The 26,414-nt window shown below is 66.4% G+C and carries 21 protein-coding genes; 7 read left to right on the forward strand and 14 right to left on the reverse strand.

The genetic code is table 11. From position 1 onward, the window contains the following. Positions 1–248: 248 nt before the first annotated feature. From IGW04_RS21120 to IGW04_RS21140, 5 genes are all read right to left on the reverse strand, one after another. On the reverse strand, positions 249–761 hold the full coding sequence (locus IGW04_RS21120) for a hypothetical protein (protein WP_194715082.1): 513 nt from the start codon (positions 759–761) through the stop codon (positions 249–251). Positions 762–890: 129 nt separating this feature from the next. Next, positions 891–4,913: a translocation/assembly module TamB domain-containing protein gene (locus tag IGW04_RS21125; protein WP_194715083.1), complete on the reverse strand. Its 4,023-nt coding sequence runs from the start codon at positions 4,911–4,913 to the stop codon at positions 891–893. Beyond that, a complete protein-coding gene (locus IGW04_RS21130; RefSeq protein ID WP_323744890.1) occupies positions 4,913–6,712 on the reverse strand; it encodes an autotransporter assembly complex protein TamA in 1,800 nt (599 codons plus the stop codon). Before IGW04_RS21130 ends, IGW04_RS21125 begins: the two co-directional genes overlap by 1 nt. Before the next feature lie 315 nt (positions 6,713–7,027). Continuing rightward, positions 7,028–7,294 (reverse strand): hypothetical protein, encoded by a 267-nt coding sequence (locus IGW04_RS21135; RefSeq protein ID WP_194715084.1) that lies wholly within the window; start codon positions 7,292–7,294, stop codon positions 7,028–7,030. Positions 7,295–7,366: 72 nt separating this feature from the next. Beyond that, positions 7,367–8,125, reverse strand: coding sequence for a GNAT family N-acetyltransferase (locus IGW04_RS21140; protein WP_194715085.1), 759 nt, complete (start codon positions 8,123–8,125; stop codon positions 7,367–7,369). A gap of 297 nt (positions 8,126–8,422) precedes the next feature. On the opposite strand from IGW04_RS21140, the gene IGW04_RS21145 reads away from it, so the two are divergent. Further along, on the forward strand, positions 8,423–10,237 hold the full coding sequence (locus IGW04_RS21145) for an ABC transporter ATP-binding protein (protein ID WP_194715086.1): 1,815 nt from the start codon (positions 8,423–8,425) through the stop codon (positions 10,235–10,237). Between the two features lie 218 nt (positions 10,238–10,455). Here IGW04_RS21145 and IGW04_RS21150 read toward each other — a convergent pair whose 3' ends face one another. The 3 genes from IGW04_RS21150 to IGW04_RS21160 all read right to left on the reverse strand — a co-directional run bounded on the left by IGW04_RS21150 (position 10,456) and on the right by IGW04_RS21160 (position 13,824). Next, positions 10,456–10,803, reverse strand: coding sequence for a hypothetical protein (locus IGW04_RS21150; RefSeq protein WP_194715087.1), 348 nt, complete (start codon positions 10,801–10,803; stop codon positions 10,456–10,458). A gap of 110 nt (positions 10,804–10,913) precedes the next feature. Continuing rightward, on the reverse strand, positions 10,914–12,566 hold the full coding sequence (locus IGW04_RS21155) for a phosphoethanolamine transferase (RefSeq protein WP_194715088.1): 1,653 nt from the start codon (positions 12,564–12,566) through the stop codon (positions 10,914–10,916). A 40-nt stretch (positions 12,567–12,606) separates the two neighbouring features. Beyond that, positions 12,607–13,824, reverse strand: a complete 1,218-nt coding sequence (locus IGW04_RS21160; protein ID WP_228527290.1) for an extracellular catalytic domain type 2 short-chain-length polyhydroxyalkanoate depolymerase — start codon at positions 13,822–13,824, stop codon at positions 12,607–12,609. Positions 13,825–14,002: 178 nt separating this feature from the next. On the opposite strand from IGW04_RS21160, the gene IGW04_RS21165 reads away from it, so the two are divergent. Beyond that, the gene (locus tag IGW04_RS21165; RefSeq protein WP_194715089.1) at positions 14,003–14,587 is read left to right on the forward strand and encodes an NnrU family protein; all 585 of its coding nucleotides are present in this window, start codon (positions 14,003–14,005) and stop codon (positions 14,585–14,587) included. 8 nt (positions 14,588–14,595) lie between these two features. Here the strand turns inward: IGW04_RS21165 and IGW04_RS21170 are convergent, their stop codons facing one another. Next, the gene (locus tag IGW04_RS21170) at positions 14,596–14,775 is read right to left on the reverse strand and encodes a hypothetical protein (RefSeq protein WP_194715090.1); all 180 of its coding nucleotides are present in this window, start codon (positions 14,773–14,775) and stop codon (positions 14,596–14,598) included. A 391-nt stretch (positions 14,776–15,166) separates the two neighbouring features. On the opposite strand from IGW04_RS21170, the gene IGW04_RS21175 reads away from it, so the two are divergent. After that, a complete protein-coding gene (locus IGW04_RS21175) occupies positions 15,167–16,315 on the forward strand; it encodes a sensor histidine kinase (protein ID WP_194715091.1) in 1,149 nt (382 codons plus the stop codon). A 308-nt stretch (positions 16,316–16,623) separates the two neighbouring features. After that, entirely contained in the window at positions 16,624–17,349 is a 726-nt protein-coding gene (locus IGW04_RS21180) for a Crp/Fnr family transcriptional regulator (RefSeq protein WP_194715092.1), read from the forward strand. Between the two features lie 1,104 nt (positions 17,350–18,453). Here IGW04_RS21180 and IGW04_RS21185 read toward each other — a convergent pair. Next, positions 18,454–18,594: a hypothetical protein gene (locus IGW04_RS21185; protein WP_194715093.1), complete on the reverse strand. Its 141-nt coding sequence runs from the start codon at positions 18,592–18,594 to the stop codon at positions 18,454–18,456. 49 nt (positions 18,595–18,643) lie between these two features. Between IGW04_RS21185 and IGW04_RS21190 the strand changes: the two genes are divergently transcribed. The 3 genes from IGW04_RS21190 (at position 18,644) to ftsH (ending at position 22,605) form a co-directional block, all read left to right on the forward strand. Further along, entirely contained in the window at positions 18,644–19,063 is a 420-nt protein-coding gene (locus tag IGW04_RS21190) for a hypothetical protein (protein ID WP_194715094.1), read from the forward strand. A gap of 286 nt (positions 19,064–19,349) precedes the next feature. Next, positions 19,350–20,348: a transglutaminase-like domain-containing protein gene (locus IGW04_RS21195; protein ID WP_194715095.1), complete on the forward strand. Its 999-nt coding sequence runs from the start codon at positions 19,350–19,352 to the stop codon at positions 20,346–20,348. Between the two features lie 214 nt (positions 20,349–20,562). Further along, positions 20,563–22,605 carry an ATP-dependent zinc metalloprotease FtsH gene (gene ftsH / locus IGW04_RS21200; protein ID WP_194715096.1) on the forward strand — a complete coding sequence of 681 codons (2,043 nt, stop codon included), beginning with the start codon at positions 20,563–20,565 and terminating at the stop codon, positions 22,603–22,605. Positions 22,606–22,671: 66 nt separating this feature from the next. On the opposite strand, the gene IGW04_RS25900 is transcribed toward ftsH, so the two are convergent. The 4 genes from IGW04_RS25900 to glmS all read right to left on the reverse strand — a co-directional run bounded on the left by IGW04_RS25900 (position 22,672) and on the right by glmS (position 26,409). Continuing rightward, on the reverse strand, positions 22,672–23,454 hold the full coding sequence (locus IGW04_RS25900) for a HipA domain-containing protein (protein WP_228527291.1): 783 nt from the start codon (positions 23,452–23,454) through the stop codon (positions 22,672–22,674). Between the two features lie 12 nt (positions 23,455–23,466). Then, positions 23,467–23,766, reverse strand: coding sequence for a hypothetical protein (locus IGW04_RS25905; RefSeq protein WP_228527292.1), 300 nt, complete (start codon positions 23,764–23,766; stop codon positions 23,467–23,469). Between the two features lie 156 nt (positions 23,767–23,922). Continuing rightward, positions 23,923–24,258 (reverse strand): helix-turn-helix domain-containing protein, encoded by a 336-nt coding sequence (locus IGW04_RS21210; RefSeq protein ID WP_194715097.1) that lies wholly within the window; start codon positions 24,256–24,258, stop codon positions 23,923–23,925. Positions 24,259–24,582: 324 nt separating this feature from the next. Next, on the reverse strand, positions 24,583–26,409 hold the full coding sequence (gene glmS, locus IGW04_RS21215; protein ID WP_194715098.1) for a glutamine--fructose-6-phosphate transaminase (isomerizing): 1,827 nt from the start codon (positions 26,407–26,409) through the stop codon (positions 24,583–24,585). Between the last annotated feature and the right edge of the window lie 5 nt (positions 26,410–26,414).

A 26,414-nucleotide genomic window follows, 5' to 3' on the forward strand; every position in this document is an offset into this window, starting at 1 on the left:
GCAACATGATTTGCTGTATGGCCCATTCCCGGACTGGCTCCGGATGTCGTTTCTTCATTGCTCACTCGCTATCGCCCTCCAGGTTGTTGGATATCAGTGGATGCGACAACTAGCCTGACATAGAGGGCTTCGCCAAAAAAAGTAACCAAAAAAAGGCGACCCGGTGATCGCGCCCCCGCTGCGCGGGGGTTCCCGTGCCGTCGGTGCATGGAGCGGGGCGCGGCTAAACTCGCTCCGCTGCGCGGCGCTCAGACAGACGCCGCACCTTTTCCCGCTCCACGCACCGACGTCACGGCGCGCTCAACGGGACCCAACTGCAACGACAACTTCAAAAGCAACTGCAACGGCAACTTCAAAAGCAACGGCAACTGTCGCTGCGCGTACTGCAACTGCAACGGCAACCGCAACTGTCGCTGCGCGTACTGCAACTGCAACTGCAACTGCAACTGTCGCTGCGCGTACTGCAACGACAACTTCAAAAGCAACTGCAACGGCAACTTCAAAAGCAACGGCAACTGTCGCTGCGCGTACTGCAACTGCAACGGCAACCGCAACTGTCGCTGCGCGTACTGCAACTGCAACTGCAACTGCAACTGCAACTGCAACTGCAACTGCAACTGCAACTGCAACTGCAACTGCAACTGCAACTGCAACTGCAACTGCAACTGCAACCGCAACTGCAACTGCAACCGCAACTGCAACTGCAACCGCAACTGCAACTGCAACTGCAACCGCAACCGCAACTGCAACTGCAACCGCAACTGTTTCTGCCCCTCGCCAGGCGCAATGCCCCTGCGGGGGATTACACCCCAGCGACCGTCCGCACCCTGGTCGCCATGCCGCGGCAACGCCCCCCGACCGCCGTGGCGCTGACAGGCCCGCCGGCCACCCTAGCGCGGGCCCCTGATCTCGCCGAACTTGTCGAACCGCCTGGTATAGGACAGGTCCAGCCCCGCCACCTGGCCGCCCCGCAGCACCACCGACCAGCTGCGGCTCAACTGGTAGGTCAGCTTCAACACGCTGGCCGCGCCGGCCAGGCTCTGTTCATAGCCGATGGCCAGCCGTTCGCTGATGTTCTTGCCGAGACTGACCACCTGCTCGCTGCCCATGCCATAGGCGCTCTTGCCGAAGGACAGTTCATCCAGGCCGATGCGCTTGGCCACCTTGTCCCCGCCCAGCTTGTTGAGCAAGCCGGTGGCCGCGCTGCGGGCTGCGGTCTGGGCATTGGTGCCGCCGCCGCTGCCGCCGTGGCCAAATACCAGCCAGGACAGCTTTTCCTCGTCCGCCACGTTCGGCTCCGACACCAGCTGCACCCGCGGCTGCTGCACCGTGCCGGTGACCTGCACGCCGGCGGCGACTTCCTGGCGGCGCCGCATGGCCAGGATGTTGATGTTGGGATTGGTCAGCGGGCCGGTGAAGTTGAGCAGGCCGCGCTCGATGTCGAGCACCGCGCCGAAGGCTTCGTACTTGCCCTCCGGGATGCGGATGGTGCCATAGGCCGCCAGCGGCTGGCTGGGGCCGGTGCGCACCGACAGCGCGCCGTCGAGCCGCAGGTCGGCGCCGGAACCCTTGAAGCGGAAATTGTCGCCCAGGTCCACCTGCACATCGACCACCGGCGAGAACGGGCCGGACGGTTTTTCCGCCGGGTTTGCGCGGCTGCCCTCGGTGCTGGGCTTGGCGCCGTTGCGGTAGACCACCACGTCGTCGTCGAGCTTGGGCGCGCTTTTCTCGGGCAGGTTGAACAGCGCGCGGTCGACCCTGAACTTGCCGGTGGCCTGGAGCTGGCGGCCGACGTTTTCCAGCTTCGCCTGGCCGGACAGGGTGAGCTGCGCCGACGGGTCGGCCAGCAGCTGCAGCTTCTCGGCCACCACGGTGGCGGTGATGTCGGTGCTGGCCTGGTCCAGCGGAATGCGGCCGGTGGCGCGCAGCACGCCGTCGCCGCCGCGGAACACCACCTCGCGCAGCTCGGCGACATTGTCGGCCAGGATAATTTTGGCCACGCCATCGCGCAGGCGCACGCCCTGGTCGTACAGCGTCAGCGCCAGCTGGCTGCCGTTGATCTCGCCCGACAGCACCGGCGCGCCCAGCGTGCCGCCGGCAGTGATGCTGGCCGCCAGCTTGCCGTCCAGCGCGATGCGCGGCCCGGTCAATGCGGCCAGCGCGGACAGCTGCGGCAGCGCGGCATTCACGCGCACCGACAGCGGCGAGTCCGGCCCCACGGTCAGGCGCGCACCATCCGGCTGCAGGCCGACCTGGCCCTGCGCGGCGGCGTTGCCGAAGCGCGCGGTGTCGAGCGCTGCATTGATGCGCAGCGCGGCGCCGGCGAAGTCGCCGCGCAGCTTCAGCTGGCGCAGGCCCAGCGCGGTGCTGCGCGCCGCCGCCGGCAGCTGCAGGTCGCCGCTCTTGCGCTCGATCTGCAGGAAGCCGGAGGCGCTGTCGGCCAGCGTGAAGTTCCAGGCCGCGTCCAGCACCAGGTCGGTCTTCACCGGCGGCTCGCTGCCGGATATTTGCTTCCACAGCGTCAGCAGGTGGCCCATGTCGAGCGCGCTGATCGTGCCCTGCGAGCGCAGCGGGCCGTCGCTGCTGAAGTCAAGCCTGTCCAGGCTGACCAGCGCCTTCTCGATGTCGATCCTGGTCGCGCCCAGCGTCACCTGGCCGGGGCCGGCGCGCACCGCCAGCGGCTGCTTCATCGAGATGCGCGGCACGCCGCGGTTTTCCAGCGTGCGCACCGTGCCTTCCCAGCCCAGCCCGGCCTTTTCCTGGCGCAGCGCGCCATTGGCCGCCAGCGTTACGGCGGCGGCGCTGCCATTGACGCGGCCGTCGGCCTGCAGACGGATGGCATGGCTGGCATAGGTGCCATCGATGTCGCCGTCCAGGCGGTCGAGCTGCACCGCGCCGGCCTTCACGCCCTGGCCATTGATCGCAAGCCGGACCCTGGCATCCGGGTCCTCGCCGGGCACGCCGCGCATGTCGGCGCGGCCCGTGAGCTGGGCAAGCCGGTATTCGCCGAAGGCCAGTTGTTTCGCCTGCAGATCGGCCTGCACGGTCGGGCGCTGCAGCGTGCCGGCCAGCGTGCCCTGGGCATTCAGCAGGCCGGCCAGGCCGAAGCCCAGCCGCTCCAGCGCCGGCGCGTCGATGGCAAAGGCCAGCTGCCTGCCAGGCGCGCCGAAGCCGCCCTTGGCGCTGACCCGGTTGCCCGCCACCAGCAGCTGCACATCGGCGGCCGGCAGCTGCTGGCCGGCCAGCTGCAGGGTGCCGCCGCCGCTCATGGGCAGCTTGTCATAGCTGCTGTCCTGGATGTCGAAGCGCAGGTTGGCCAGCAGTTCCGGCTGCAGCCTGCCTTCGGCGGTGAAACTCATGTTGATGTCGGCCTGCGGGACGCGCGCCGGTTTTTTTGTCGCCGCGCCCTTGGCCGGCGGCGGCTGGACGGTGGACAGGAAGGCGGCCGGGTCGAAGCTGGCCAGCTTGCCCTTGACTGAGTAGGCGGCGGCCTCGTCCCGCCCCAGGGTGCCGCTGGCGTCGAGCCGCGCCGCGCCGGCGCCGAGGCGGGCGCTGCGCAGTTCGACCTGCTGCGGCGTGATGCTGGCGTCGGCCTGGATCAGGAAGGGCGCGCCTTCCAGTTCCAGCTGCACCTGCTGGTTCTGGCCGGCAAGCGCCACCTTCAGCGGACCGTTGAGCCGGGTCGGCCGCGCCGCGCGGTGCAGCGCATGCAGGTCGAGATTGCGCGCCTGCAGCGTGAATTCCCCGTTGCCGCCGGCGCGCAGCTCGCCGCCGCCGACCAGCCGCGCGCCGCCCGGCAGCGCCGCTTCCACGCCGGTGAGCTGCTGTGCCTCGGCCGTCAGGCTGGCCTCCGCCTTCAGCGAGACCAGCGGCAGCAGTTGCTGGTCGATGGCGCCGGGCCTGGCGTTGGTGATCGTGATCGGCCCCGCGACCCGCAGCTGCGACAGGTCGGGCATGGCCGCGCCGGGCTGCGCAACCGGCGCGATGTCGGCGTCGATGCGCAGGTCGGCCTCCGGCGCGGTCTCGCTGAACAGGCGCGGGTCCAGGTGCTCGACCGCCACCCTGGCACGCCGGAACGGAATCGGCGCGAACGGCGTCGCCTCGATCCGCGCCTCGGCGCGCAAGGCGCCGCCGCCGCTGGCCTTGACTGCCACGCCCGGCGTTTCCAGCGTGCCGTCCAGCGTGGTGTCGATGCGGTAATCATGCTTTTGCCAGGCGCCATCCAGGCTGGCGCTGCCGTTCAACGGGAAAGGCGCGTCGCCAGTCAGCGCCAGCGCCGCCCGCGCCGCGCCCCAGGGCGTGCCCAGCTTTTCCAGCGTCAGGCTGTGATGGACCCGGTCGGAGCCGGCATGCAGCAGCAGGTCGGTGAGGGTGGTGGTGGCTTCGCCCTGGTGGATCGCCACTTTGCCGATGGCGAGCTTCTGCAGGTCGATTTCCAGCGGCAGGTGGATGCTGGCCGGCAGCCTGGCCGGCTCGGACGGCTCCTTCGACGGACGGACCGTGACATCGACCTTGCCCAGTTCCAGCGCGGCGATGGTCAGCTTGCGCGGCGACAGCGACAGCTGCCAGCGGCCATGGATACGGTCGACCGTGACCGTGGTGGTCTGGTTGCCCCAGCGGACATTGCGCAGGTCCAGGCCGTGCGCCAGGCTGCCGCCGACGATCTCGCCCGACAGCGCGCCGGACAGCGCGCGGGTCGCCAGCTTCCAGCTGTTGCGCGCGCCCCAGTCGGTAAACACCAGGCTGTAGGCGGCGCCGGCCAGCAGCAGCACCAGCACCAGCAAGCCGATGGCCAGCCGCGCCGGCCAGCGCCGCCTGCGCGCGGGCTTGCTGCCCGCCTTGTTGTCCGGCGTGTTGTTGCCCGCCCGTGTGGCGGGCGCGGTCTTCTGACCGTCGATCCCCGGCGCCGCCATCAGAACGCCACGCCCAGCGACAGGTGGGGCTGGAAGGTGCGGTTGCGGATGCCGTAGCCAAGATCGACATTCACCGGGCCGACCGGGCTGCGATAGCGCGCGCCGACGCCCACGCCCTGGAACAGCTCCTTGTCGCCCCAGCTGTCCGTGGCGGTGCCGACGTCGTAGAACAGCGCGCCGCCCCAGGTGGCATTGAACCAGCGCTGGTATTCCACGCCTGCCACCGCCAGGTAGCGGGTCGGATAGACGGTGCTGCCCTCGACATTGCCGATGCTCTGGAAGTCATAGCCGCGCACCGACTCGGTGCCGCCGGCGCGAAACAGCAGCGAGGCCGGCACCGCGGCATTGCCGCCCTTGGAAATGACGGCGCCGAGCTCGCCGCGCACCAGCACCAGGTCGCGCTCGCCCACCGGCCAGTAGCGGCGCAGCTTGCCGTAAGTGCGGAAGAAGGTCTGGTCGGTCAGCAGGCCCTTGAGCGCCACGCCGAATTCCACAGAGGCGATATAGCCGTTGCGCGGAAACAGCGGATCGTCCACCTTGCGGCGGGTGCGCGCAAAGCCCGCCACCAGCGCCTGGTGGCTGCCTTCGGGCGTGATCACGTTGGCCGGCAGGTCGGCGCCGTCGATCCGGGTCAGCTGGTCGCGGTAGTACTGGACCGTGTAGGCATAGTCGTCGGTGTCGGTGCTGCGGGCGCGGCGCACGCCGGCGCGGCGGCTGCGCAGGTCCACGCCTTCCAGCGTGGTGCGCTCGATCGCGGCATTCACGCTGTTGACCCAGGCGCCGCCGTCGGGCGGCATCGCCAGGTCCAGCTTGGCGCTCTGGCGTTTCTGTTCGACCCGGGCCTGGCCGTCGAATACCCAGGCGCGGCCGAACACATTGTTGTGGCTGTAGCGGCCCTCGACGCGGGCGCCGGTGTCGGTGGCGTAGCCGACGCCGGAACGGATGCGCTGGGTCGGATATTCGGTGACCTTCACGTCGACCGGGGCCAGCGCGGGATCGGCGGCGTCGCGCGCCACATCCACCACGATGTTGCTGAAATAGGGCGTGCGCTGCACCGCGCGCTGCAGGGCCAGCAGCCGGCCGGCATCGTATTCCTCGCCGGGCTTCAGGGGGTTGACGTTGCGGATGATGCTTTCCGGATAGCGCTCGGTGCCGCTGATGCGCAGCCCGCCGAGCGTAAATAGCGGGCCGCTCTGGTAGTCGACGGCCAGTTCGGCCTCCTTGCGGTCTGCGTAGATGGCGGCGTTCGAGCTGGCGATGCTGGCGGCCGGGTAGCGCCGCTCCTGCAGCACCCGCAGGCCGGCTTCCTTGGCATTGGCCCAGTCTTCCTGGCGGAACGGCGCGCCGGCTTTCAGGGGCCATTCGTCGACCACCCGCGCCACCTGCTGCGGCGCCTGCTGGCTGGCCGGGCCGCTGACCCGCACGTCGGCTTTCGCGACGCTGGTGCGCGGCCCTGCCTCGACATTGATGCGCACCACCGGCGGCTCGACGCTGTCGTCGATCTTCACGGTCGACACCGGCGAGAAATAGCCTTCGGTGGCCGCCAGTTCGCCGACCTGCTCGGACGCGGTTTCCACCATGAACCTGAGCTGGTCGGCATTGATGTCCTCGCGTTCGCGGTAGCGCATCAGGTCCAGGTGCTGGGTCAGCAGTTCGCGCAGGGCTTTCGGCGCTTCCAGCTCGACCTTGTAGGCAGCGCTAACCGGTGCGGCGGCCAGCAGCAGCGCCATGCAGCCGGACCACAGGACAGCGGGTTTCAAAAACAGGCCATGCCGATGGGGCGGGTTGGGCTTCTTCAATCAGTCCTCTTGACGATGCGGTCCGGCCGCGGCGGCCTGGTGCGGTGGGGGGAGGCGGCGCAAGGCCGGCAACCTATGTGGTGTCAGGCGGCAATGGCGAGTTCAATCAGAAAGCGCATGATGCCATGTGGTAATCATGCCTGATTAAAGCAGATAAGGCGAAGAGGGGTTTTGCTTGCAATCAGCGGATCGGGCAAAGCAAATGCCGGCGGGAAATGCCGATGCGGCGGTGCCGCGGACCACGAGGCGCCTGGCTGGACTCGGTCGCCGTACGGCTAAAGCGAAGTGAAAGCGCGGTTGCGGCGGGATTGAAAATCAGTTGTAGAGCAGCGGCAGATGCCCGCCCTCGCTTTCCACCACCAGGCCTTCACGGGTTTTCGCTACCAGCACGCGGCCGTGGTCGGGCACTTCAACCACCGCCTTGCCGGAACTGGACAGGGCCATCGCGAGATGCAGGTGGCCATGCAGCAAGTGATAACCAGCGTTGTCCTGAATGATCAGAATGTCGGGCGTCATGTCGTAGTGCTCCTTGTGGAAGAACGGACTGGGGCGGCAGAGACCGGTGCGGCGAACGAACAGCATAGACAATTTTATTGACTTCGCAATGCCAGTTCGACCACGGAACGCCGGCGTTCCCAACTCCGGCCGCGTGCCTCATCGCTGCCGCTCCGCAAGGGCTGCGGGCCGGCGCTGCAGCGCATCCACCGGCAGCAGCAGGAACAGTTCGGCGCAGTGGTAATCCGGATCCCAGGCCGGTTCGCCGGCGATCCAGGCGCCGCCGCGCAGATAGGCTTCCAGCATCGGCGGTACGTGCGGCGCATGGCCCGGCTCGCACTTGTGCAGCACGAAGGGCTGGCGCGGCGCCACCCGGTATTCCAGCGGCGCCAGATGGGTCTGCGCCAGGCGCTGGTACAGGGCGGTGGCGTTGTAGCCGCCGTCGGCCAGGCTGAGCGACACGCTGCCGGCCAGATACTGGCAGCCGTCGCGCTTCATCAGCGCCCACAGGCCGGCCCACAGCATCATCAGCACGCCGCTGCCGCGATAGTCGGGGTCGATGCAGGCGCGGCCGGCTTCCATCATGCGGCCGCGCAGGTGCTGCAGGCGGTCGAGGTCGAACAGTTGCTCGGCATGCAGGCTGCCGCAGCGCGCCGCCGCGCGCGGACCGAGCACGCGGTAGCTGCCCACCACCCTCAGGCTGCGGCGGTCGCGGGCGATCAGGTGGTCGCAGTGCGCATCCAGATCGTCTTCATCCAGGCTGTGCTGCGCTGCAGACGGGTCCATGCCCATCGCATGGGCCAGCGCCTTGCAGCGCAGCCGCTGCACTTCGCGGATCTCTTCCGGTGTGGAAGCGACCGACAGGACAATCCGGGAAAAGCGCGCATCGGGATAAGCGGCGGTGGCTGGCAAGCGCATGGCTGGCGATCGGCTGTTTTGACCAGCGCATCCTAGCCAGGCTTTGCTACGCCGGCGTGACAGCGCGGCTTCAGCAGGATGACATTGCAATGCAATGGCCCGTGATGGCCGTCAGCGGTCTGCAATGCGCCCGATCTTGTAATGAAATGTAAGTTCCGTACGGCAATTTACAGCCGTCATCGGTCTGTAGCCGGACACGGCGCGGTGCATTGGCTGTCATGCCTTGTTGCAAGCTGTTACGCCGGCACTTATTTCCCTTGATTAAGATTGCCGCCGTCTTCTTCATTCTCGCCTCACATGCTGCCTCCCAATGTTTCTTCCGCCCCGGCCGGCGCCGGTCTCTACCGCAATCTCTGGCGTTATGCCGCCGGCGCCCGGCTGAAGGTGGTGCTGGTCGGCCTGATGCTGACCGGCGCGGCGCTGCTGGAACTGGTATCGCCCTGGCTGGCCGCGCAGGCCATCAATGCATTGCAAAAGAATGACAGTGGCGCGCTGCTGCATGCCGGCGGCTATGTCGGCGCCATCCTGGCGGTATCGCTGCTGGCCTGGGCGCTGCACGGACCGGGCCGGGTCGGCGAGCGCACGGTCGCGCTGCGCATCCGCCAGCAGTTCACCGACGCGCTGTATGCCAAGCTGATGCGCCTGCCGATGTCCTGGCACGACCGCCATCATTCCGGCGACGTGCAGCAGCGCATCGGGCAGTCCAGCATGGCGCTCTACAACTTCGCCCAAAGCCAGTTCACCTACCTGAAGAGCGCCGTGCATTTCGTCGGCGCGGCGGCGGCGCTGGTGCTGTTCTCGCCGCTGCTCGGTTCGCTGGCGCTTCTCGGCTATATCGGCGTGGGCTGCCTGATGCACCGCTTCGACGGCACGCTGATGCGCCTGGCCACTGCGGAGAACGCCGCCGAGCGCAAGTACCAGGCCAAGATGCTGGACTTCCTGGGCAATGTCTCCACCGTGTTCTCGCTGCGCATGCAGCAGGGTTCGCGCCAGTTGGTGAACCAGCGCCTGGCCGACGTGTTCGTGCCGCTGAAAAAAAGCATTGTTCTGGTGGAAGCCAAGTGGTGCGCGGCCGACCTGCTGTCGCTGGTGCTGACCTGGGGCCTGGTGGTGGCAGCCGCCTGGCCGGGCAAGAACAGCGGCGGCGTGGTGCTGCTGGGCAGCGTGTTCCTGGTGCACCAGTATGCGCAGCAGGCGCGCGGCGTGGTGCTGTCGGCGGCAGACAAGTTCCAGTCCTTTGCCCGCACCCGCACCGACGTCGCCAGCGCCGACGCCATCCTGAACGCGGCCGACATGCCGGCCGCCGGCGAGCCGGTGCATGCCGGCTGGCAGAAGCTGGCGGTCAAGGGCCTGTGCTACGAGCATCCGGCAATTAGCGACAATGCCGCCGCCCAGGCGCCGGCCGGCCTGCACCATGTGTCGCTGGCCATCGAGCGCGGCGACCGCGTCGCCCTGATCGGCCACAGCGGTTCCGGCAAGAGCACGCTGATGCGGGTGCTGGCCGGGCACTATGCGCCGACCCAGCAGCATTTCGATGTCGATGGCCAGGCGTACGGCCGCACCCGGCATCTGTCCAGCATCGCCACCCTGATCCCGCAGGAAGCCGATGTGTTCGAGGCCAGCGTGCGGGAAAACATTTCCCTGTCCGGCGCCCACAGCGACGCCGAGATCGCCCGGGTGGTGCATGCCAGCGGCTTCGACGCGGTGACGGCCGACATGGCCATGGGCCTGGAGACGCCGATCACCGAGCGCGGCTTCAACCTGTCCGGCGGCCAGCGCCAGCGGCTGTGCCTGGCGCGCGGCCTGCTCGCCGCGTCCTCATCGTCGCTGATCATGCTCGACGAGCCGACCAGCGCGCTTGACCCGGTGACCGAGGAAACCGTGCTGGGCCGCATCTCGAAAGCCTTCCCGGATGCCTGCGTGATGGCGTCGGTGCACCGCATGAGCCTTTTGCACCATTTCAACAAGGTGGTGCTGATGGATGGCGGCAGGGTGCAGGACGTGGGTACGGTGGAAGAACTGCTGGCCCGGCAGCCCTCGTTCCGGGCGATGCTGAAGCAGCCGGGCGCGGCCGAAGCGGTGCAGGTGGCTTATACCAATCCCCACCCATAACGTGCCATGAAACGGCGGCTTTTCCGTCTGGCTGCGTTGGGATCGTCGTCGTCAATAGCTGGGCTATTGACTCCTCACCCGCTTGCAGCGCGCGCACCGGCTGGCAAGCCGGCGCCGCTCGCCGGCGAGCGGCAATGCCGCCCGAATTCCCGGCTACGCCCTTGCCATACGCAAAAATCCATCCGTTTCATCTGGCACGTTATGGATAGTGATTGGTGTTAATCGAGGTTGATGCGCAGGAACAGCATCACGCTGCGGTCCGAGCCCAGGCCGTCGCGCGCCCGCGGCAGGTAGGTCATCAGCAGCTTGGGGCCGTTGTCGCCGCCGAGCGAAGCCAGCGGCAGCGCGAAGCGGTAGGGGCCGGTGCGGCTCAATACGCCGGACTTTTCCATGTCCTGCCGCCAGCTCGATTTCAGGTTCAGGGACAGGCCGCCGGTGGATGCCGCCTCGCGCTGCTCGCGACGCGCCAGTTCCCAGTTTTCTCCCAGCAGCCTGTCATTCCACGCGTGGGCTGCCGGCAGCATGCAGACCAGGATGACGGCAATTGCGAACTGGACTTTCAGCATGACAATCTCTCCCTGTGTGGCATTCGGATGCTTGGAAAAGTATTGTAAAAAGCTTATCGCATTTTGCTTGGCGTTTCGACAAGGATTTTGCGTTTCCCTTGTGCGCCGCATCAGTCGCTGACGCGGCAGCCAGCCAGGAGATCCATGGCGGGGCGGTAATGCCGGTCGCGGACGGCCATCATGCCAAGCAGGGTGTGGTACAGGTTGTCGTGGCTTAATGGCGGGTCGAGCCGGGGCGCCAGGCAGTCGCCGGCAATGCCCATGCGTTTCCGATAGCCGTCCGACATCCACAGCAGCAGGGGGATGCGCTTCTGCTCCTGCGGCGCCGCGGCATACGGCGCGCCGTGCAGGAAGACGCCGTCCTCGCCGAGTGACTCGCCATGGTCGGAGACATACAGCAACGCGCTGTCGAAGCGGTCGGACCGGCTTTCCAGCAGCGCGATCTGGGCTGCCAGGAAGCGGTCGGTATACACAATGGTGTTGTCATAGGCATTGCGGATTTCCTCGGCGCTGCAATCGGCCAGTTCCTGGCGCCGGCATGCCGGGCTGAAGCGCTGCGCCGCAGCCGGATAGCGCCGGAAGTAATCCGGCCCGTGGCTGCCCATCTGGTGAAAGCCGAACAGGCTGTCGCGGTCGACCCCGGCCAGCGCCTGGTCCAGCCCGGCCAGCATGGCTTCGTCCAGGCAGGCGGTGGCGTCGCACAGCGCAGGGTCAGGCAAGAGCGCCCGGAACGCGACCGTGGGCAGCCGCGCGCTGATGCCGGCGCTGCCCGCATTGTTGGCGCGCCAGGCAACCCGCACGCCGGCCGCGGCCAGCTGCTCCAGCGCGTTTGGCAGGGCGCGCGCGCCGGCCACGGTGTAGTCTTCCCGGCCCAGCGGCGAAAACATGCAGGGCAGCGACACCGCAGTGGTGGTGCCGCATGAGGTGACGTTGGAAAAATAATGCACCCCCGGCATGCCCGACAGCAGCGGATTGGTCGGCCGGTCATAGCCGCCAAGCTGGAAGCTGGCATGGCGCGCGGTCTCGCCCACCACCAGGAACACCACCAGCGGACGGCTCCCCGGAGAAGGCGGCAGGCGCTGCGGCGGGTCGGCCGGCATGGCTTGACCGCCAGGCCGCCACGATGCCAGGTCGGAGGCGACATAGCGCGCCGCGCCCTGCAGCGCCGCCGCCGGCACCAGCAGGTAGGGCGCAGGCGAGCCCAGCAGCGCCTGGAAGCGCGCGGCGAATGCGGCCGTCAGCAGGATCGCCAGCGCCAGGGCGGCGCCGCAGAACAGCAGCCGGTGCCGCAGGTGCTCGCGCAGCGGCAGCGGCGTGATCCGGCTGGAGCCGACCACGAACAGCGGCAGCACGCCCAGCAGCAGCGCATACAGCAGCAGGCGCGGGCCAAGCAGCGCGCCTGCTTCGCCGCGGGTGGCATGCGCCAGGCTGCGCACCATGCCGGCGTCCACGGCCAGGCCGTAGCTGTCGGCGGTATAGGCCGCCATGGCGCCGAGCGGGAACAGCATGCCGCTTGCCGCATGCATCAGCCGCCGGCCCGGCACCAGCAGCAGCGCCAGCGAAAAGCCCGTCAGCAGCAGCAGGAACAGGGCCAGCAGGAATGGCAGGTCGGCCGCATTGCCGCGCCAGCACAGGGCGACCGCCTCGCGCCAGAAGCGCTGGTTCAAGAGCGCCAGGTACATCGCCGACACCAGCAGCGCGTACCAGACCGGCGAGGCGAAATGCAGCCGGCACGGCGCCATGGTCAGCCGCACCGGCTTCATCGGCGGCCCGCCTCAGGCCGGCCTGGCGCAGCCCAACGCCTCACGCCGGGCAGCTCCCGTAGGCGTAATAGCCGGCCGAGGTGCGGCGCACGCTGGTGTAGGCGGCGGTGGAGTAATAGCCGAGGTACTGGTTGGAGTTGGTCGCGTACACGTTGCCGTTGTAGGCATAGGCGCGGCCGTAGTACACATGCCAGTAATTGCTGTTGTACCAGGACGCGCACGCATAGGGCGCGGCGGCGTTGCCGCTCACGACGCGGTCTATCATGGTCTTGACCGCCACCATCTGGCCGCCGCTCTTGGCCGGGAAGTTCACGTCGTCATAGCCCCACCAGTCCCAGCAGCCGTTCGGATTGGCATAGGTGGCGGCGGCCTGCGGATACAGAACGATCATGTTGTTGCTGTCGGCCCAGCGGTTGTAGCCGGCGTTGGCATAGAACTGGGAACCCACGGTGGCGGCATTCTGCTTGCAGCCATGGAAGGCCACATGCAGCTTGCAGGGCTGGCCGGCGGCGCAGCTGGCCGGCACATAGGCCCAGCCGTCATTGGCCATGCCGTGGCTGGTGGGGTCGCCGTTGCCCCAGTAGGCGCGCTGGTCGAAATTGACGAAACTGCCGGAAAGCGTGCCGGTATTTTTCGCGTTGAGCGTGCCGTGTATCCATTTCAGGATCTCGCCGGCGGCGTCGAAGTTGCAGTTGTTCACATAGGGCGTGCCGTTGTAGCTGCAGGCATTGCCGCTGCTGTCGGTCGGCACCGCATGCTCGGCCGCCAGCGTGTTCTTGTAATAGATGTTGGCGCTGCCGACATAGTTGCCGTACATCGAGCGCAGGTCGTTCATCACCGGCTGGCGCACGGTGGAGTCGATGGTGCCGGAGAACAGGTAGACCCGCGACGCGGCCAGGCTGGACGTCGGGTCGATGTAGCCATTGCCCGACCAGGTGTTCACGGTCGAGACCAGGTAGGGCAGGTTGCGCGAGCCGGTGTCGGCCATGCAGGGGCCGGTGGCGATGCTGACATTGCCCTGCGAGCAGTAGACCGGCCCGCCGGCGATCACGCCCGCGCCCTTCCTGATCGTCTTCGAATAGGCCACATGCATCTGGGCCGCCATGTAGCCGCCCGAGGACAGGCCCGACACCGACACGTTATCGAAGCTGACGTTGTATCTGGGCAGCGTGACGACCACGGCAAGGGCGTGGCTGCAAAGGACAAGGCCGCCGGCGGCCAGGACGGCGGCAACGGCGTGATTGCGCATGAAGGGCATGGTGTCTCCGGTATCGTTGTTATTGCATGGCGGGCCGCCATGTCCGGATGAAGATAAACCTGAAACGGCAGCGCCGCGGCGGCGCCGTTCCGGTTTGTTGAAGAGCCGCAAACATGTCGCCGCCCGCGGTTAGAATGGCGAACGCCCACCCATCCTGCCTGCAAGGAAACATGCTTCCATGACCATACTGCTGCTCGGCCTCGTCATTTTCCTGGGCGTCCATTCGACCCGCATCGTCGCCGACGGCTGGCGCAGCGCGCAGATTGCGCGCATCGGTCCCGGACCGTGGAAGCTGGGCTATACGGTGCTGTCCCTGATCGGCTTCTATCTGCTGCTATGGGGCTATGGCGCAGCCAGGCAGGCGCCCGTGGTGCTGTGGACGCCGCCGGTCGCAATGCGGCATCTGGCGGGCCTTCTGACGCTGATTGCCTTCGTGCTGCTGGCGGCAACCTATGTGCCGCGCAATGGCATCAAGGCCAGGCTGCACCATCCGATGGTGCTGTCGGTCAAGCTCTGGGCCCTTGCCCACCTGCTGGCCAACGGAACGCTGGCCGATGTGCTGCTGTTCGGCAGCTTCCTGGCCTGGGCAGTGCTGTCCTTCCGCGCCGCGCGCCGGCGCGACCGTGCGGCCGGCGCCCTGTATCCCGCGGGCACCGCGGCCGGCACGCTGGCCACGGTAGCCGTGGGCAGCGCTGCCTGGGCGCTGTTTGCCTTCAGGCTGCACGGCTGGCTGATCGGGGTGCAGCCCTTCCATCAAGGTTAAGCCGGCGCCTAGGCGCCTTTCTTGTCCGGCTTTGACTGGCCTTCTTCCGGCAGGTCGGCAAGAAAGGAGTTGTCGTTGGCGTCCGACTGTATCGCGTCCGGCGGCAACTCGCCGATCAACTCATCCGGCGTCTGCGCCGGGCTGGCCGCGTCAGTGCCTTTCTGCTGCTGCTTTTGCGTATCGTTCATCATGGCCTCCAGAGGTGTTTGGTTGACATGCCTTCCGCTGCAGGGATTAGACCGGGCTCGCAAGGGCCGGTTCTGGCCCTGCGCCGCATGCCGCGGGGAAAGACGGCAAGGGTTTGCACTCGATCCAAGTCGGACATGTCTTACAGCGGCTTCAGTCTTTGGCCGACTGGATGCGCGGGCCGATTGATATAAGATGCACTCCGTCTCCTCCATTCTTAACGGTATGGATTACGCCCCGCGATGGCATTGCCTTGCGGGGCTTTTTTTATGCCGGCGCCAGCGTGTGGAAGACCTTTGACCACCACCAATATCGCGACACGCAGCGCCCGGTTTCTTGCAGCTGCCTGGAAATACAATCGGACCATGACAACAGCCGTCCGGGGTAGCCATCATGACGTTTGCCAGTGACCGGAATCTGCATGACATGGGGCTTTCGGCAACGGCGCGGCGCATGCTGGCACTGCGCGACGTGGTCCTGGCCGAATGGGAAAAGCGCCTGCGCTCCACCGTCAGGGAAGCGGCCGGCCTGCCGCATCCCATCCTGATCAATACCTTTCCCAGCCTGTACGACAACATCGCCGAAGCCATCAGTCCAGGCTATCCCAGGGAGAATGCCGCTGCCAGCAATACGGTGGCATCCGAGCATGGCGGCGAACGCGCGCGGCTGACCGACTACAGCCACCAGGCGGTGATCGCGGAATACCAGCTGCTCAGGTGGACCCTGCTCGACGTGCTGAGGCAGCACGGCGTGTCGCTCAACAGCCAGGAATTCCATGACATCAATGCCTCGATCGACGCCTGCATGCGGGAGTCGGTCAATGCCTTCGCGCTGGCGCAGTCGGCGCTGCGCGAGCGCTTCATCATTACCGTCGCCCACGACCTGAGAAATCCGCTCCAGGTCATCAGTTCGGCGGCCGAACTGCTGCTGCATGCGAGGGACCCTGGCAGGATAGGCACGCTGGCCGAGCGCATTTTCAACAACAGCCAGCGCATGGACCGCATGATCCAGGACTTGCTGGACGCGGCGGTGTTCCAGAGCGGAGAGCGGCGGCGGCTGCACCTGAGCTGCTTCGACATCATGGAAACCGTCAGGGAGGTGTGCGACCAGCTCGTGGAGGTCTACGGCCCGCGCTTCGAGATCGTGGGCGAGCCGGTAGAGGGCTGGTGGGACCGGGATGCGCTGAAGCGGGTAGTGGAAAATCTCGTCGGCAACGCGCTGAAGTATGGCAAGCCGCAGGCGCCGATCCGCATCATGACGGCCAGCCAGCATGAACGCATGCTGCTGACGGTGCATAACGACGGCGAGCCCATCCCGGCTGAACAGCTCGAGACGGTGTTCCAGGTGTTTCGCCGGGCCGAGGCGGCGAAGGAAGGGGAAGAGCGTGGCTGGGGCATAGGGCTGCCCTATGTGCGCAGCGTGGCCGAGAGCCACGGCGGCAGCGTGCAGATCGACAGCGCCGCCGGCAGGGGCACCACGCTTTCGATCAACATCCCGGTCGATGCGCGGCCGTTCCAGGACGCGCCCACGCTGGGCCGATAGCATGCTGCAGCCTGGCCGGCTTGGCAGCACCGAGGCACACCGGCGCCGCGGCAAGGCACGGTGCAGCCCGGAGATTATCTCCAGCATGAAATCAAGCCGCGATCGCTGAACCAAGGTGTTACTTGATTGTCCGATCCGTACATGGCATGGACTTGCCGCGCCGTTTTGCCGCCCCATCTTTTCAGATTTTCCGGCCAGCACTTCTTTCCACCGGCATGCCTTCAAGGACTGGCCATCTGGTCCAGGTTCATCGCTGATTGCAGGTCAGCGCTTGCTCTTCGTTCCATCCTGCATGTCAAGGAAATGCGATGTCCACTGCCGCAGACCAGACACTCGGCTGTGATAACCAGTTGCTGGCCAAGCTCCCCGATGAGGAATACCAGGCCCTGCTGCCCCTGTTCGACCTGGTCGAGACGCCGTTGAAGGAAGTGCTTTACCGGCAGGGCGAACCGATCAGCCATGTCTATTTCCCGTGTACCTCGGTGCATTCCTGCGTGGTCTACATGGAGGACGGCGCCGGTGTGGAAGTCGGCACCATGGGCAATGAAGGCTTCACCGGGGTGGAGGTGCTGCTGGATGCGACCCTCGCCACCGAAACATCGGTATGCCAGATTGCCGGCACCAGCCTGCGCATGCAGATTGACGATTTCCGCGAGGCGCTGGGCAAGTCCATTACGCTGCGCAAGATACTGCGCTGCAGCGGCCAGGCCTATCTGTCGCAGGTGTCCCAGGCAGTGGCTTGCAACCGGCTGCACAACATCGAGATGCGCTTTGCGCGCTGGCTGCTGGTAACGCATGACCGGGTCCGCGGCGATGCATTCCATCTGACCCAGGAATTCCTGGCCGCCATGCTGGGCGTGCACCGGCCCAGCATCAGCGTGGTGGCTGCCGCATTCCAGGAAGCCGGCATGATCTCTTACTGCCGCGGCCACCTGACCATACTGGACCGGCCGGGACTGGAGGCCTCGGCCTGCGAATGCTATGGCACGGTGCGGCGCCAGTTCGAGCGCCTGCTGGGAGCGGCCAGGGGATGAAACGTCCACCTGTCATGTCGCCAGGCTGACAGGTCGCCTTCATCACACCCTCTATCGTTTCGCCCTGGCCCAGGGGGCGCTGCATGTGCGGCCCGGGTTCACCATCGCCACGATCAGGAAACCATGCCAAGCCGAACGAACAACCATGCCATGCCCAGCCCTTCGCAGCCTGATATTGCCGATCTGGCAGAGCGCATCACTGCACTCCGGGAGCGCATTGTCATGATGGTGTACGAGGGACAGCAAACCAGGGAACCGTCCGAACACCTGTTTCGCCTCCTCAGGGCGTTGAAGGCCGCGAAAGCGGTTGGCGCGGAGGAGGTGCGGCGTCTGCCTTGGGGAAATGGGGGGCGGGAGCCGGGTGTGCCGGGGGACTGATGCAGCCGTCGGCGAGGCAGGGTGCTTTGAGGGCGTGCAGCGCGGTTGCGGTTGCCGTTGTCGTTGCCGTTGTCGTTGCCGTTGTCGTTGTCGTTGTCGTTGCAGTGAAATCCCGTTGAGCGCGCCGTGCTGGCGATGCCTGAAGCGGATAAGGTGCGGCGTCTGTCTGAGCGCCGCGCAGCGGAGCGAGTTTAGCCGCGCCCGCTTCAGGCGTCGACGGCACGGGAACCCCGCGCAGCGGGGCGCGATCACCGGGTCGCCTTTTCTTGCCTACTTCTTTTGGCGAAGCAAAAGAAGTAGGTCGCCCGCCGGGGCGAATTCCCGGCTTGGTCATGACGATAGTGCAGTGGGGTTGGGTCACCAGGGGTAAGACGTCACTGCGAAGCAGCAGTTGCTTTTGAAGTTTGAAGTTAAAGGTTTTGTTCAAAACACGTTGAACGTCAACTACGACAGTGCTGCCCGTGCCTTGCCGGGTGACGCAAGACGGCTGCACTGCCGTGGAGACAAGCCGGGAGTCCGTCCCGGCGGCCGGGTCACTTTTTTTGCTTCGCCAAAAAAAGTAACCAAAAAAAGGCGACCCGGTGATCGCGCCCCGCTGCGCGGGGTGCCCGTGCCAGCGGTACCCGGAGCGGGGCGCGGCTAAACTCGCTGCGCTGCGCTCCGCTCAAACAGACGCCGCACCTTATCCGCTCCGGGCACCGCTGACACGGCGCGCTCAACGGGATTTCACTGCAACTGCAACTGCAACTGCAACTGCAACTGCAACTGCAACTGCAACTGCAACTGCAACTGCAACTGCAACTGCAACTGCAACTGCAACTGCAACCGTGCTACGCGTACGTCAAAGACAACCGCAACCAGGGCCATGACCTTATCCAGGCTGGGACATCGTCATGCAAACAGGATCGTGCGATGCATGCCCGCTTCAAGCATTTTCCTTGCGAGGCACGCAGACAAGAGCCATGACATCAGCGCAGAACTTGACGCGACTACAATTCCGGCGGAAGCAGTCGCCGCACCTCCTACATGCTGTCCCGGGTTCATCCGGCTTCATTTTCATGCCGGCTGGGTTAACTTACCTAAACCGGCCTGCAAGCCCGCAGGCATCACATTCAACATGCAAAAGGCAACGATGCTTACCGTTCGCGTATCTCCGATGGAAGTCCAGGTGGACGTCCTGATCTACACATTCAATGACGTCATGGCGGCCGATGGCTTCGAGGCCTCGGCGCAGGATCAGGTCCGTCCAGTCGCCAGTTCCGAATTCATCGAACGCAAGTGCCTGGCCATCCGCTGCCGGCCGGTAGATTGTGATCATGAAGTGGGCAGGTTCTGAATGCCTGACGCAGTGCTCTGCCGTACGCTGCATCCAGCGCGGCGCGACTGGCCTGATGAAACGGGAAGAACCATGACGGCCGATAGGTTTTGTGCGGCCTCCGTCATACGCCGCAGACGTCGAATGCCACGCTGCGCGCCTTGGCGTGCTCCATAACCGTCGGCGCTGCCGCCCGACATGCCGGAGCCCCCCGCGCTGCCCGCCCCTGCACCGCCCCCATGACCCCTGCCGGGATCGAAGCGTTGAAGGATTGAAGGATGAAAGAGTCAAGGATTGAAGAATCACAATGAAGCGCATCGATTCACCCGAACTGTTTCCCGGCATGCTGGCGGTGCGCGTGGGCTGCATGCTGGGCTACCGCGTCAGCGCCGCCACGACAGCGCTGCTGATGATCCAGCCACGGCTGGCGACAGGCCAGACGATGTTTTCGGAACGCCTCGATATCGGCCCGGGGCTGCAGGCGGCGCACGCCGTGGACATTCACCGCAATCCGGTCATCCGGGTCATGCTGCCTGCCGGCGTGACCACGATACGGTATGACGCCATCGTCATGGTGCCCGACAGCGCCGACAGTCCGCAGCCCTCCGGCCATGGCGACCACCATGCGACGCTGCCGCCGGATGTGCTGCGCCATACGCTGCCCAGCCGCTATTGCGAGTCCGACAAGCTCTTTGCCGTGGCCCGGAATCTGTTCGGGCATCTGCCGCGCGGCCTGCAGGCCGCGCAGGCCATTTGCGAGTGGACCCACCTCAACCTGCAGTACCGCCATGGATCGGGCGACGCGACGCTGTCGGCCTGCGAGGCGCTGGCCCGCGGTTATGGCGTGTGCCGCGACTTTGCCCACCTGATGATCGCGCTGTGCCGCGCGCTCGACATGCCGGCCCGCTATGTCGCCGGCTACATGCCGCTGTTCAGCGCCAGCGACGCCGGCACGGATATCGGCGTGGACTTTCATGCCTACGTGGAAGTCCATGCCGCCGGCGCCTGGCATGTGTTCGACCCGCGCCACAACCGGCCCCACCGGGGGCGGATCGGCATCGCCCACGGCCTCGATGCAGTCGACGCCGCCTTCGCCACACTGTATGGCAGTGCCGACACGACTGCGTTTGCCGTCTGGACCTATCCGGTCGATCCGGCCCGGGTGCGGGTGGGCGACCCGGTCTGCCTGCCGTTTCACGGCGTAGCGCAGCCGCAGCCGGCTGCGCCGTTGCCCCTTCATTTCCGCAAGGACGGACCCCAAGCCCATGGATGCACGACGGGAATTTCAGCTCTTCCCGCCGATTGAGCCTTGCGGCGCCGGCATGCTGCCGGCGGATGCGCTGCATACGCTGCACTGGAAGGAAAGACGCAAGCCGATGGCCCGTGTCGGGGAGATGGAGGAGTCCAGGCGGGAAGGAAATTGCAATGAGGCCGGCAGATCGCAAACAGGTTTTGAGTTTCGACAAGACACCCCGGCCGCGCAGCGGAAACTATAGTCCGGATATCCCGGACGAACAGGCATGAAGCCCGACCAACCCTTTTCAGCAGCCCGACCGACCGGCCCGAAAGGCCTGAAAGGCCCGCCAGGCAAGCCGGGCACGCCTGGACAGGGCAAGCTGCCGCCGCGAAGGGCCTGGCTGCTGTTTCTGATCGTCCTGTTCGGCAACTACCTGGTGATGCGGGTGTTCTTCCCGGACGCCGACGCGCCGGTGACGGTGCCCTATACGGTGTTCAAGGAAGAAGCCGCCAAGGGCAACGTCAAGTCCATCTACAGCCAGGGCGCCAGCATCGAGGGCCGGTTCGGCGCTCCCGTCACCTGGCCGCCGCAGGCCGGCGACGAGGCGGACAAGCGGCCGGGCGCGCTGGTCGAGCCCAAGCCGCGCACCGCGTCCACCTTCACCACCACGCTGCCGGCCTTCGTCGACCAGGGCCTGGAGCAGTTCCTGATCAATAACAAGGTGGAAATCAGCGCAGTGCCGATCCAGAGCGGCAGCGCGCTGGGCACGCTGCTGTTCGGCTTCGGCCCGGCGCTGCTGCTGATCGGCTTCTATGTCTGGCTTTACCGGCGCGCGGCGCAGCAGGGCGGCGGCATCGGCGGCGGCCTGTTCGGCATCGGCAAGAGCAAGGCGCGCCGCTATGACCAGGAACAGGAAGACCGGGTGACCTTCAATGACGTGGCCGGCATCGACGAGGCCGAGAACGAACTGGTGGAAGTGGTCGACTTCCTGAAGGCGCCGGAGAAATACACCCGGCTGGGCGGCGCCGCGCCCAAGGGCGTGCTGCTGGTGGGCGCGCCCGGCACCGGCAAGACCCTGCTGGCGCGCGCCGTCGCCGGCGAGGCCGGCGTGCCGTTCTTTTCGATGAGCGCGGCCGAGTTCGTGGAAATGATCGTCGGCGTCGGCGCGGCGAGGGTGCGCGACCTGTTCAAGCAGGCGCGCGAAAATGCGCCGGCCATCATCTTCATCGACGAACTGGACTCGATCGGCCGCGCCCGCGGCCAGGTCGCCCTCGGCGGCTCCAGCGAGCAGGAACAGACGCTGAACCAGATCCTGACCGAAATGGACGGCTTTTCCAGCCGCGAGGGCATCATCGTGCTGGCCGCCACCAACCAGCCCGACGTGCTGGACAAGGCCCTGCTGCGGCCCGGCCGCTTCGACCGGCGGGTGGTGGTCAACCTGCCCGACAAGCGCGGCCGCGAGGCGATCCTGGCGGTGCATACCCGCAAGGTGCCGCTGGCCGCGGATGTGGCGCTGCAGGAACTGGCGGCCGCCACGCCCGGCCTGTCCGGCGCGGACCTGCGCAACCTGGTCAACGAGGCGGCGCTGCTGGCTGCCCGCCGCGAGCAGAACGAGGTGCGGCACAAGGACTTCATCGATGCGCTGGAAAAGATCGTGCTCGGCCCCGAGCGGCCCATCCTGCTGAGCCAGGCCGACCGCGAGCGCATTGCCTATCACGAGAGCGGCCATGCGATCCTGGGCCTGGTGGTGCCGGGCGCCGACCCGGTGCACAGGGTCACCATCGTGCCGCGCGGCCAGGCGCTGGGCGTGACCTACCAGCGGCCGCAGACCGACCGCTACAACTATCCCGAAGCCTATCTGCGCGCCCGCATCGTTGGCATGCTGGGCGGGCGGGTGGCCGAGGAAATCATCTACGGCAGCCGCACCACCGGCGCGGAAAACGATATCGAGCAGGCCACTGGCCTGGCGCGCAGCATGGTGACCCGCTGGGGCATGAGCGACCGGCTGGGCATGGTGCAGCTGGCGCCGCGCCAGAATCCCTATCTCGGCAGCACTGTCGGTTTCGGCGGCGAAAAGCCGTTCAGCGACGAGACCGCGCGCATCATCGACCTGGAGGTGCAGCGCATCATCGACGAGAGCCATGCCGAGGCCACGCGCCTGCTGACCCGGCATCGCAAGGCGCTGGAGGCGCTGGTGCGGGCCTTGCTGGAACGCGAAACCGTGGACGAGATGGAAATTCTCGCCGTCACTGGCCTGGAGCCGGCGCCGCCGCTGGAAGGCGCGCCGGTGCCGCATGTGGCCAGCCAGCATGCCTCGCACGTTTAGCGCCTGTTCCGGTTCTGGCCCGAATGAGGCGAGCATTCGGAAAACGGAAAGCGTTCCTGACGCGCGTTATCGCTTCCCTGTCCGCGTGTCGCCGCCCATCAGGACGGCGACATTGTGCGTCAGCCTTTCATGCAATGCCCGCCGCGGCGCCGGGTCCAGCCAGTGTGCGATGCGCTCGAAGCCGGCCGTAATGCGCCCGAGCAGCGCATCGAGGTAGCCTGCCGCTTCCGCCTTGCCGCTGAACCCGAAACGATGGCTGTCGACCAGCGCCGTTTCCCGGGAAATGTCGAAGCGGCCCAGGCACAGCTGCATGTGCAGCCGCCCGGGCGTTTCCACCGGATTGGGAACGACGTCGAAGGCCGGCGCCAGGCGCCAGCGGCGTTCCCCGGCGCGATAGACGATGGCGTGATTGCGGACGTGGTCGTCGTCGTTGCCGCATACCGCGTTGAACACCATGCGCCCGAACAGTTCGATGCGGTCTTGCGGCGGCGCGCCCACCAGGCGCAGTTCATCGGCCAGCCGCGGATAGCTCCAGCGCTCGGCCTGCGACAGGTCGTCCGGATATTCGGCCTGCAGCAATGACGCTGCGCTCACGCACATGTGGCGCCGGTCGCCGCTTCGGTCGAATCGCAGCACCCGCACCGCGCCGAGGCCGGCCATGGACGGGTGGAACACCGTAGTGGCGAAGTCCAGGCCGCTGGCCGCGCCCCATTGCTGGCCAGCGTGCTCGAGCTGCGGGATATTGCCGGCGTCCGTGGCAATTGCCGGCTTGACCAGCCAGAATTGTCCCTTGTCGTCCCGCACGGTGGCTTTCGGTCGCGCGCCGCCCACGCTGGCGGTCTGGACCAACCTGGAACGCAGTCATGCGCGTATCGCCGGCCTACGCTCCGACAGCGCCGCAAGTTCCTCGACGATGTGATCCAGCTGGGGCAGGGCGGGGCTGTTCAGGTTCGACTTCGGTATGGTGACGTCGCTGCCTACGGCCAGCGCGCCCCAGCGATCCGCATTGCCCGCCTTCTGCAGATACTGCAGCGGCGGCGCATCCTGCGGCAGCTGGTGCTCGCGGCGCAGCAGCATCTGCCCCCAGGCGTCAGGGCAGGCGTCGCGCAATACGTCGTGCAGGCCGCGGTAGCGCGGCGCGGCCATCTCAAGGGCTGGCATGAGCGGCAGATTGACCGGGTCGATCGACCTGGCAAGCCCCGCATCGATATACGACGGCGCGTATCTGAAGAAACCCTCTCCGGGCAGGCCCGCCCTGTACCTGCCCACCGTCACCCACTCGCCGTTATCGGGGCGCTGCAGGTAGACGACAGGGGCTTAGAAGTAGTCGTCATCGTCGCCGCCTTTTTCCTGCCGGCTTAACTTCACGCGCTCGCCATGCCCGCCCTGCCATAGTTCAGCCGGCAGGGCGGGCGTTGTCTGGTCGGCCAGCCCGAGCGCCAGCAGCGCTGTCAGGTAGGCGCCGGCGGCAGCGCCGGGGTCGCCTTGTTCAAGCCGACGCAAGGTCGCCCGGGAAATTCCCAGCCGGGCACCCAGGTCGGCCGCCGTGATGCGTTGCCTCAGGCGTTGGGCGCGGATGGCTCTGCCCCAGGCGGTAAGGCGTTCCTGCGTCAGGGTCGGCCAGCTGGCGGCATGGGAGAGCTTCTTTGGCATGTTTTGCTTGGATCATAGATGGCCCATTACATTGCGTAATGTAGCATCAATGAACCAAAGCTACTTTGGTATGCTTCATAGATAAAGCATTAAGTAAGATAAAGCGCTATCTATGAAGCAGTTTTTGGATGAAAAAGAGGGGTGAGGGAAGGGGGAGCGCCGTTCCGCCGTCGTGAGCGTTTTCTCGGGAGGTAGGCGGCAATTGTGCTGTTGCCCGTCTCGGGACATGCGGGCGGAGGAAGGGCTGTTATATCGCCTGAGAACATGAAAAGTAAGGAAACGGCATGCGCCCGGCCGATGCGGCGGGCGCATGCCGGCGCGGTGTCACTCCACCGTGACCGACTTCGCCAGGTTCCTCGGCTTGTCGACGTCGGTGCCCCTGGCCAGCGCGGTGTGATAGGCCAGCAGCTGCAGCGGCACCACATGCAGGATGGGGGAGAGCAGGCCGTAATGCTCGGGCAGCCGGATCACGTGGATGCCTTCGCTGGAGGTCATCTGCGAGTCGCCGTCGGCGAACACGTACAGCTGGCCGCCGCGGGCCCGCACTTCCTGCATGTTGGACTTGAGCTTTTCGATCAGGGTGTCGTTCGGCGCCACCGTCACCACCGGCATCTCCTCGGTCACCAGCGCCAGCGGGCCGTGCTTCAGTTCGCCGGCCGGATAGGCCTCGGCGTGGATGTAGGAAATTTCCTTGAGCTTCAGCGCGCCTTCCAGCGCGATCGGGTAATGCAGGCCGCGTCCGAGGAACAGCGCGTTCTCCTTGCGGGCAAAGGCTTCCGACCAGGCGATGATATGCGGCTCCAGCGCCAGCACGCTCTGCAGCGCATTGGGCAGGTGGCGCAGGTTCTTCAGGTGGAAAGCCTCGGCATCGGCGTCGAGCCGGCCGCGCAGCTTGGCCAGGGTGGCGGTCAGCAGGAACAGCGCGGTCAGCTGGGTGGTGAAGGCCTTGGTCGAGGCCACGCCGATCTCGGCGCCGGCGCGGGTCAGGTAGGAGAGTTCGGTCTCGCGCACCATGGCCGAGGTGCCGACGTTGCAGATCGCCAGCGAATGCCTGTGGCCCAGTTCCTGGGCGTACTTCAGCGCGGCCAGGGTGTCGGCGGTTTCGCCGGACTGGGATATCACCACCACCAGCGTCTTTGGATTGACCGCCGGCTTGCGATAGCGGTACTCGCTGGCGATTTCCACGCTGGTCGGCAGGTTGGCCAGCGATTCGAGCCAGTATTTGGCGGTCATGCCCGAGTAGTAGCTGGTGCCGCAGGCCAGGATCAGCACGCCGTCGATATCCTTGAACACTTCCTCGGCACGCTCCCCGAACAGGGCTGGCGTGAAGCCCAGCACGCCTTCCAGCGTGTCGGAAATCGCGCGCGGCTGCTCGAAGATTTCCTTCTGCATGTAATGGCGGTAGGGGCCCAGCTCGATTGCGCCGGAATATGCCTGCACGGTCTGCGCGCTGCGTTCTACCGCCAGGTCGAGCTTGTCGTAGATCTGCACGCTGTCCAGGCGCACGTCGACCACGTCGCCTTCTTCCAGGTAGATGATCTGGTCGGTGCTGCCGGCCAGCGCCATCGCATCGGACGCCAGGAAATTCTCGCCATTGCCCAGGCCCACGATCAGCGGGCAGCCAAGGCGGGCGCCGACGATGCGCTGCGGCTCGTCCTTGGCGAACACCGCGATGGCGAAGGCGCCGTGCAGACGCTTGACCACGCGCTGCACCGTGCGCAGCAGGTCGCCGTCGTAGTGATGATTGACCAGGTGGGCAATCGCCTCGGTGTCGGTCTGCGACTCGAACACATAGCCCAGCGCCTTGAGCTCGGTGCGGATCTCCTCGTAGTTCTCGATGATGCCGTTGTGCACCAGGCCGATTCGCTGCTCGCCGTCCTTGGTCGAGAAATGCGGATGGGCATTATTGGTTGCCGGCGCGCCGTGGGTCGCCCAGCGGGTATGCGCGATGCCGGTGTTGCCTTCGAATTCGCTGGCGGCGACCTGCTCCTGCAGTTCCGCCACCCGGGCCACGCTGCGCGCGCGCTTCAGGCCCTGGTTGTTGACGGCCACGCCGCAGGAATCGTAGCCGCGGTATTCCAGACGCCGCAGGCCTTCGAGGAGGATGGGAACAATATTGCGTTGCGCAACCGCGCCGACGATGCCGCACATGGTGT

It is taken from the genome of Noviherbaspirillum soli, from assembly GCF_015352955.1.
Taxonomy (GTDB): Bacteria; Pseudomonadota; Gammaproteobacteria; order Burkholderiales; family Burkholderiaceae_D; genus Noviherbaspirillum_A; species Noviherbaspirillum_A soli.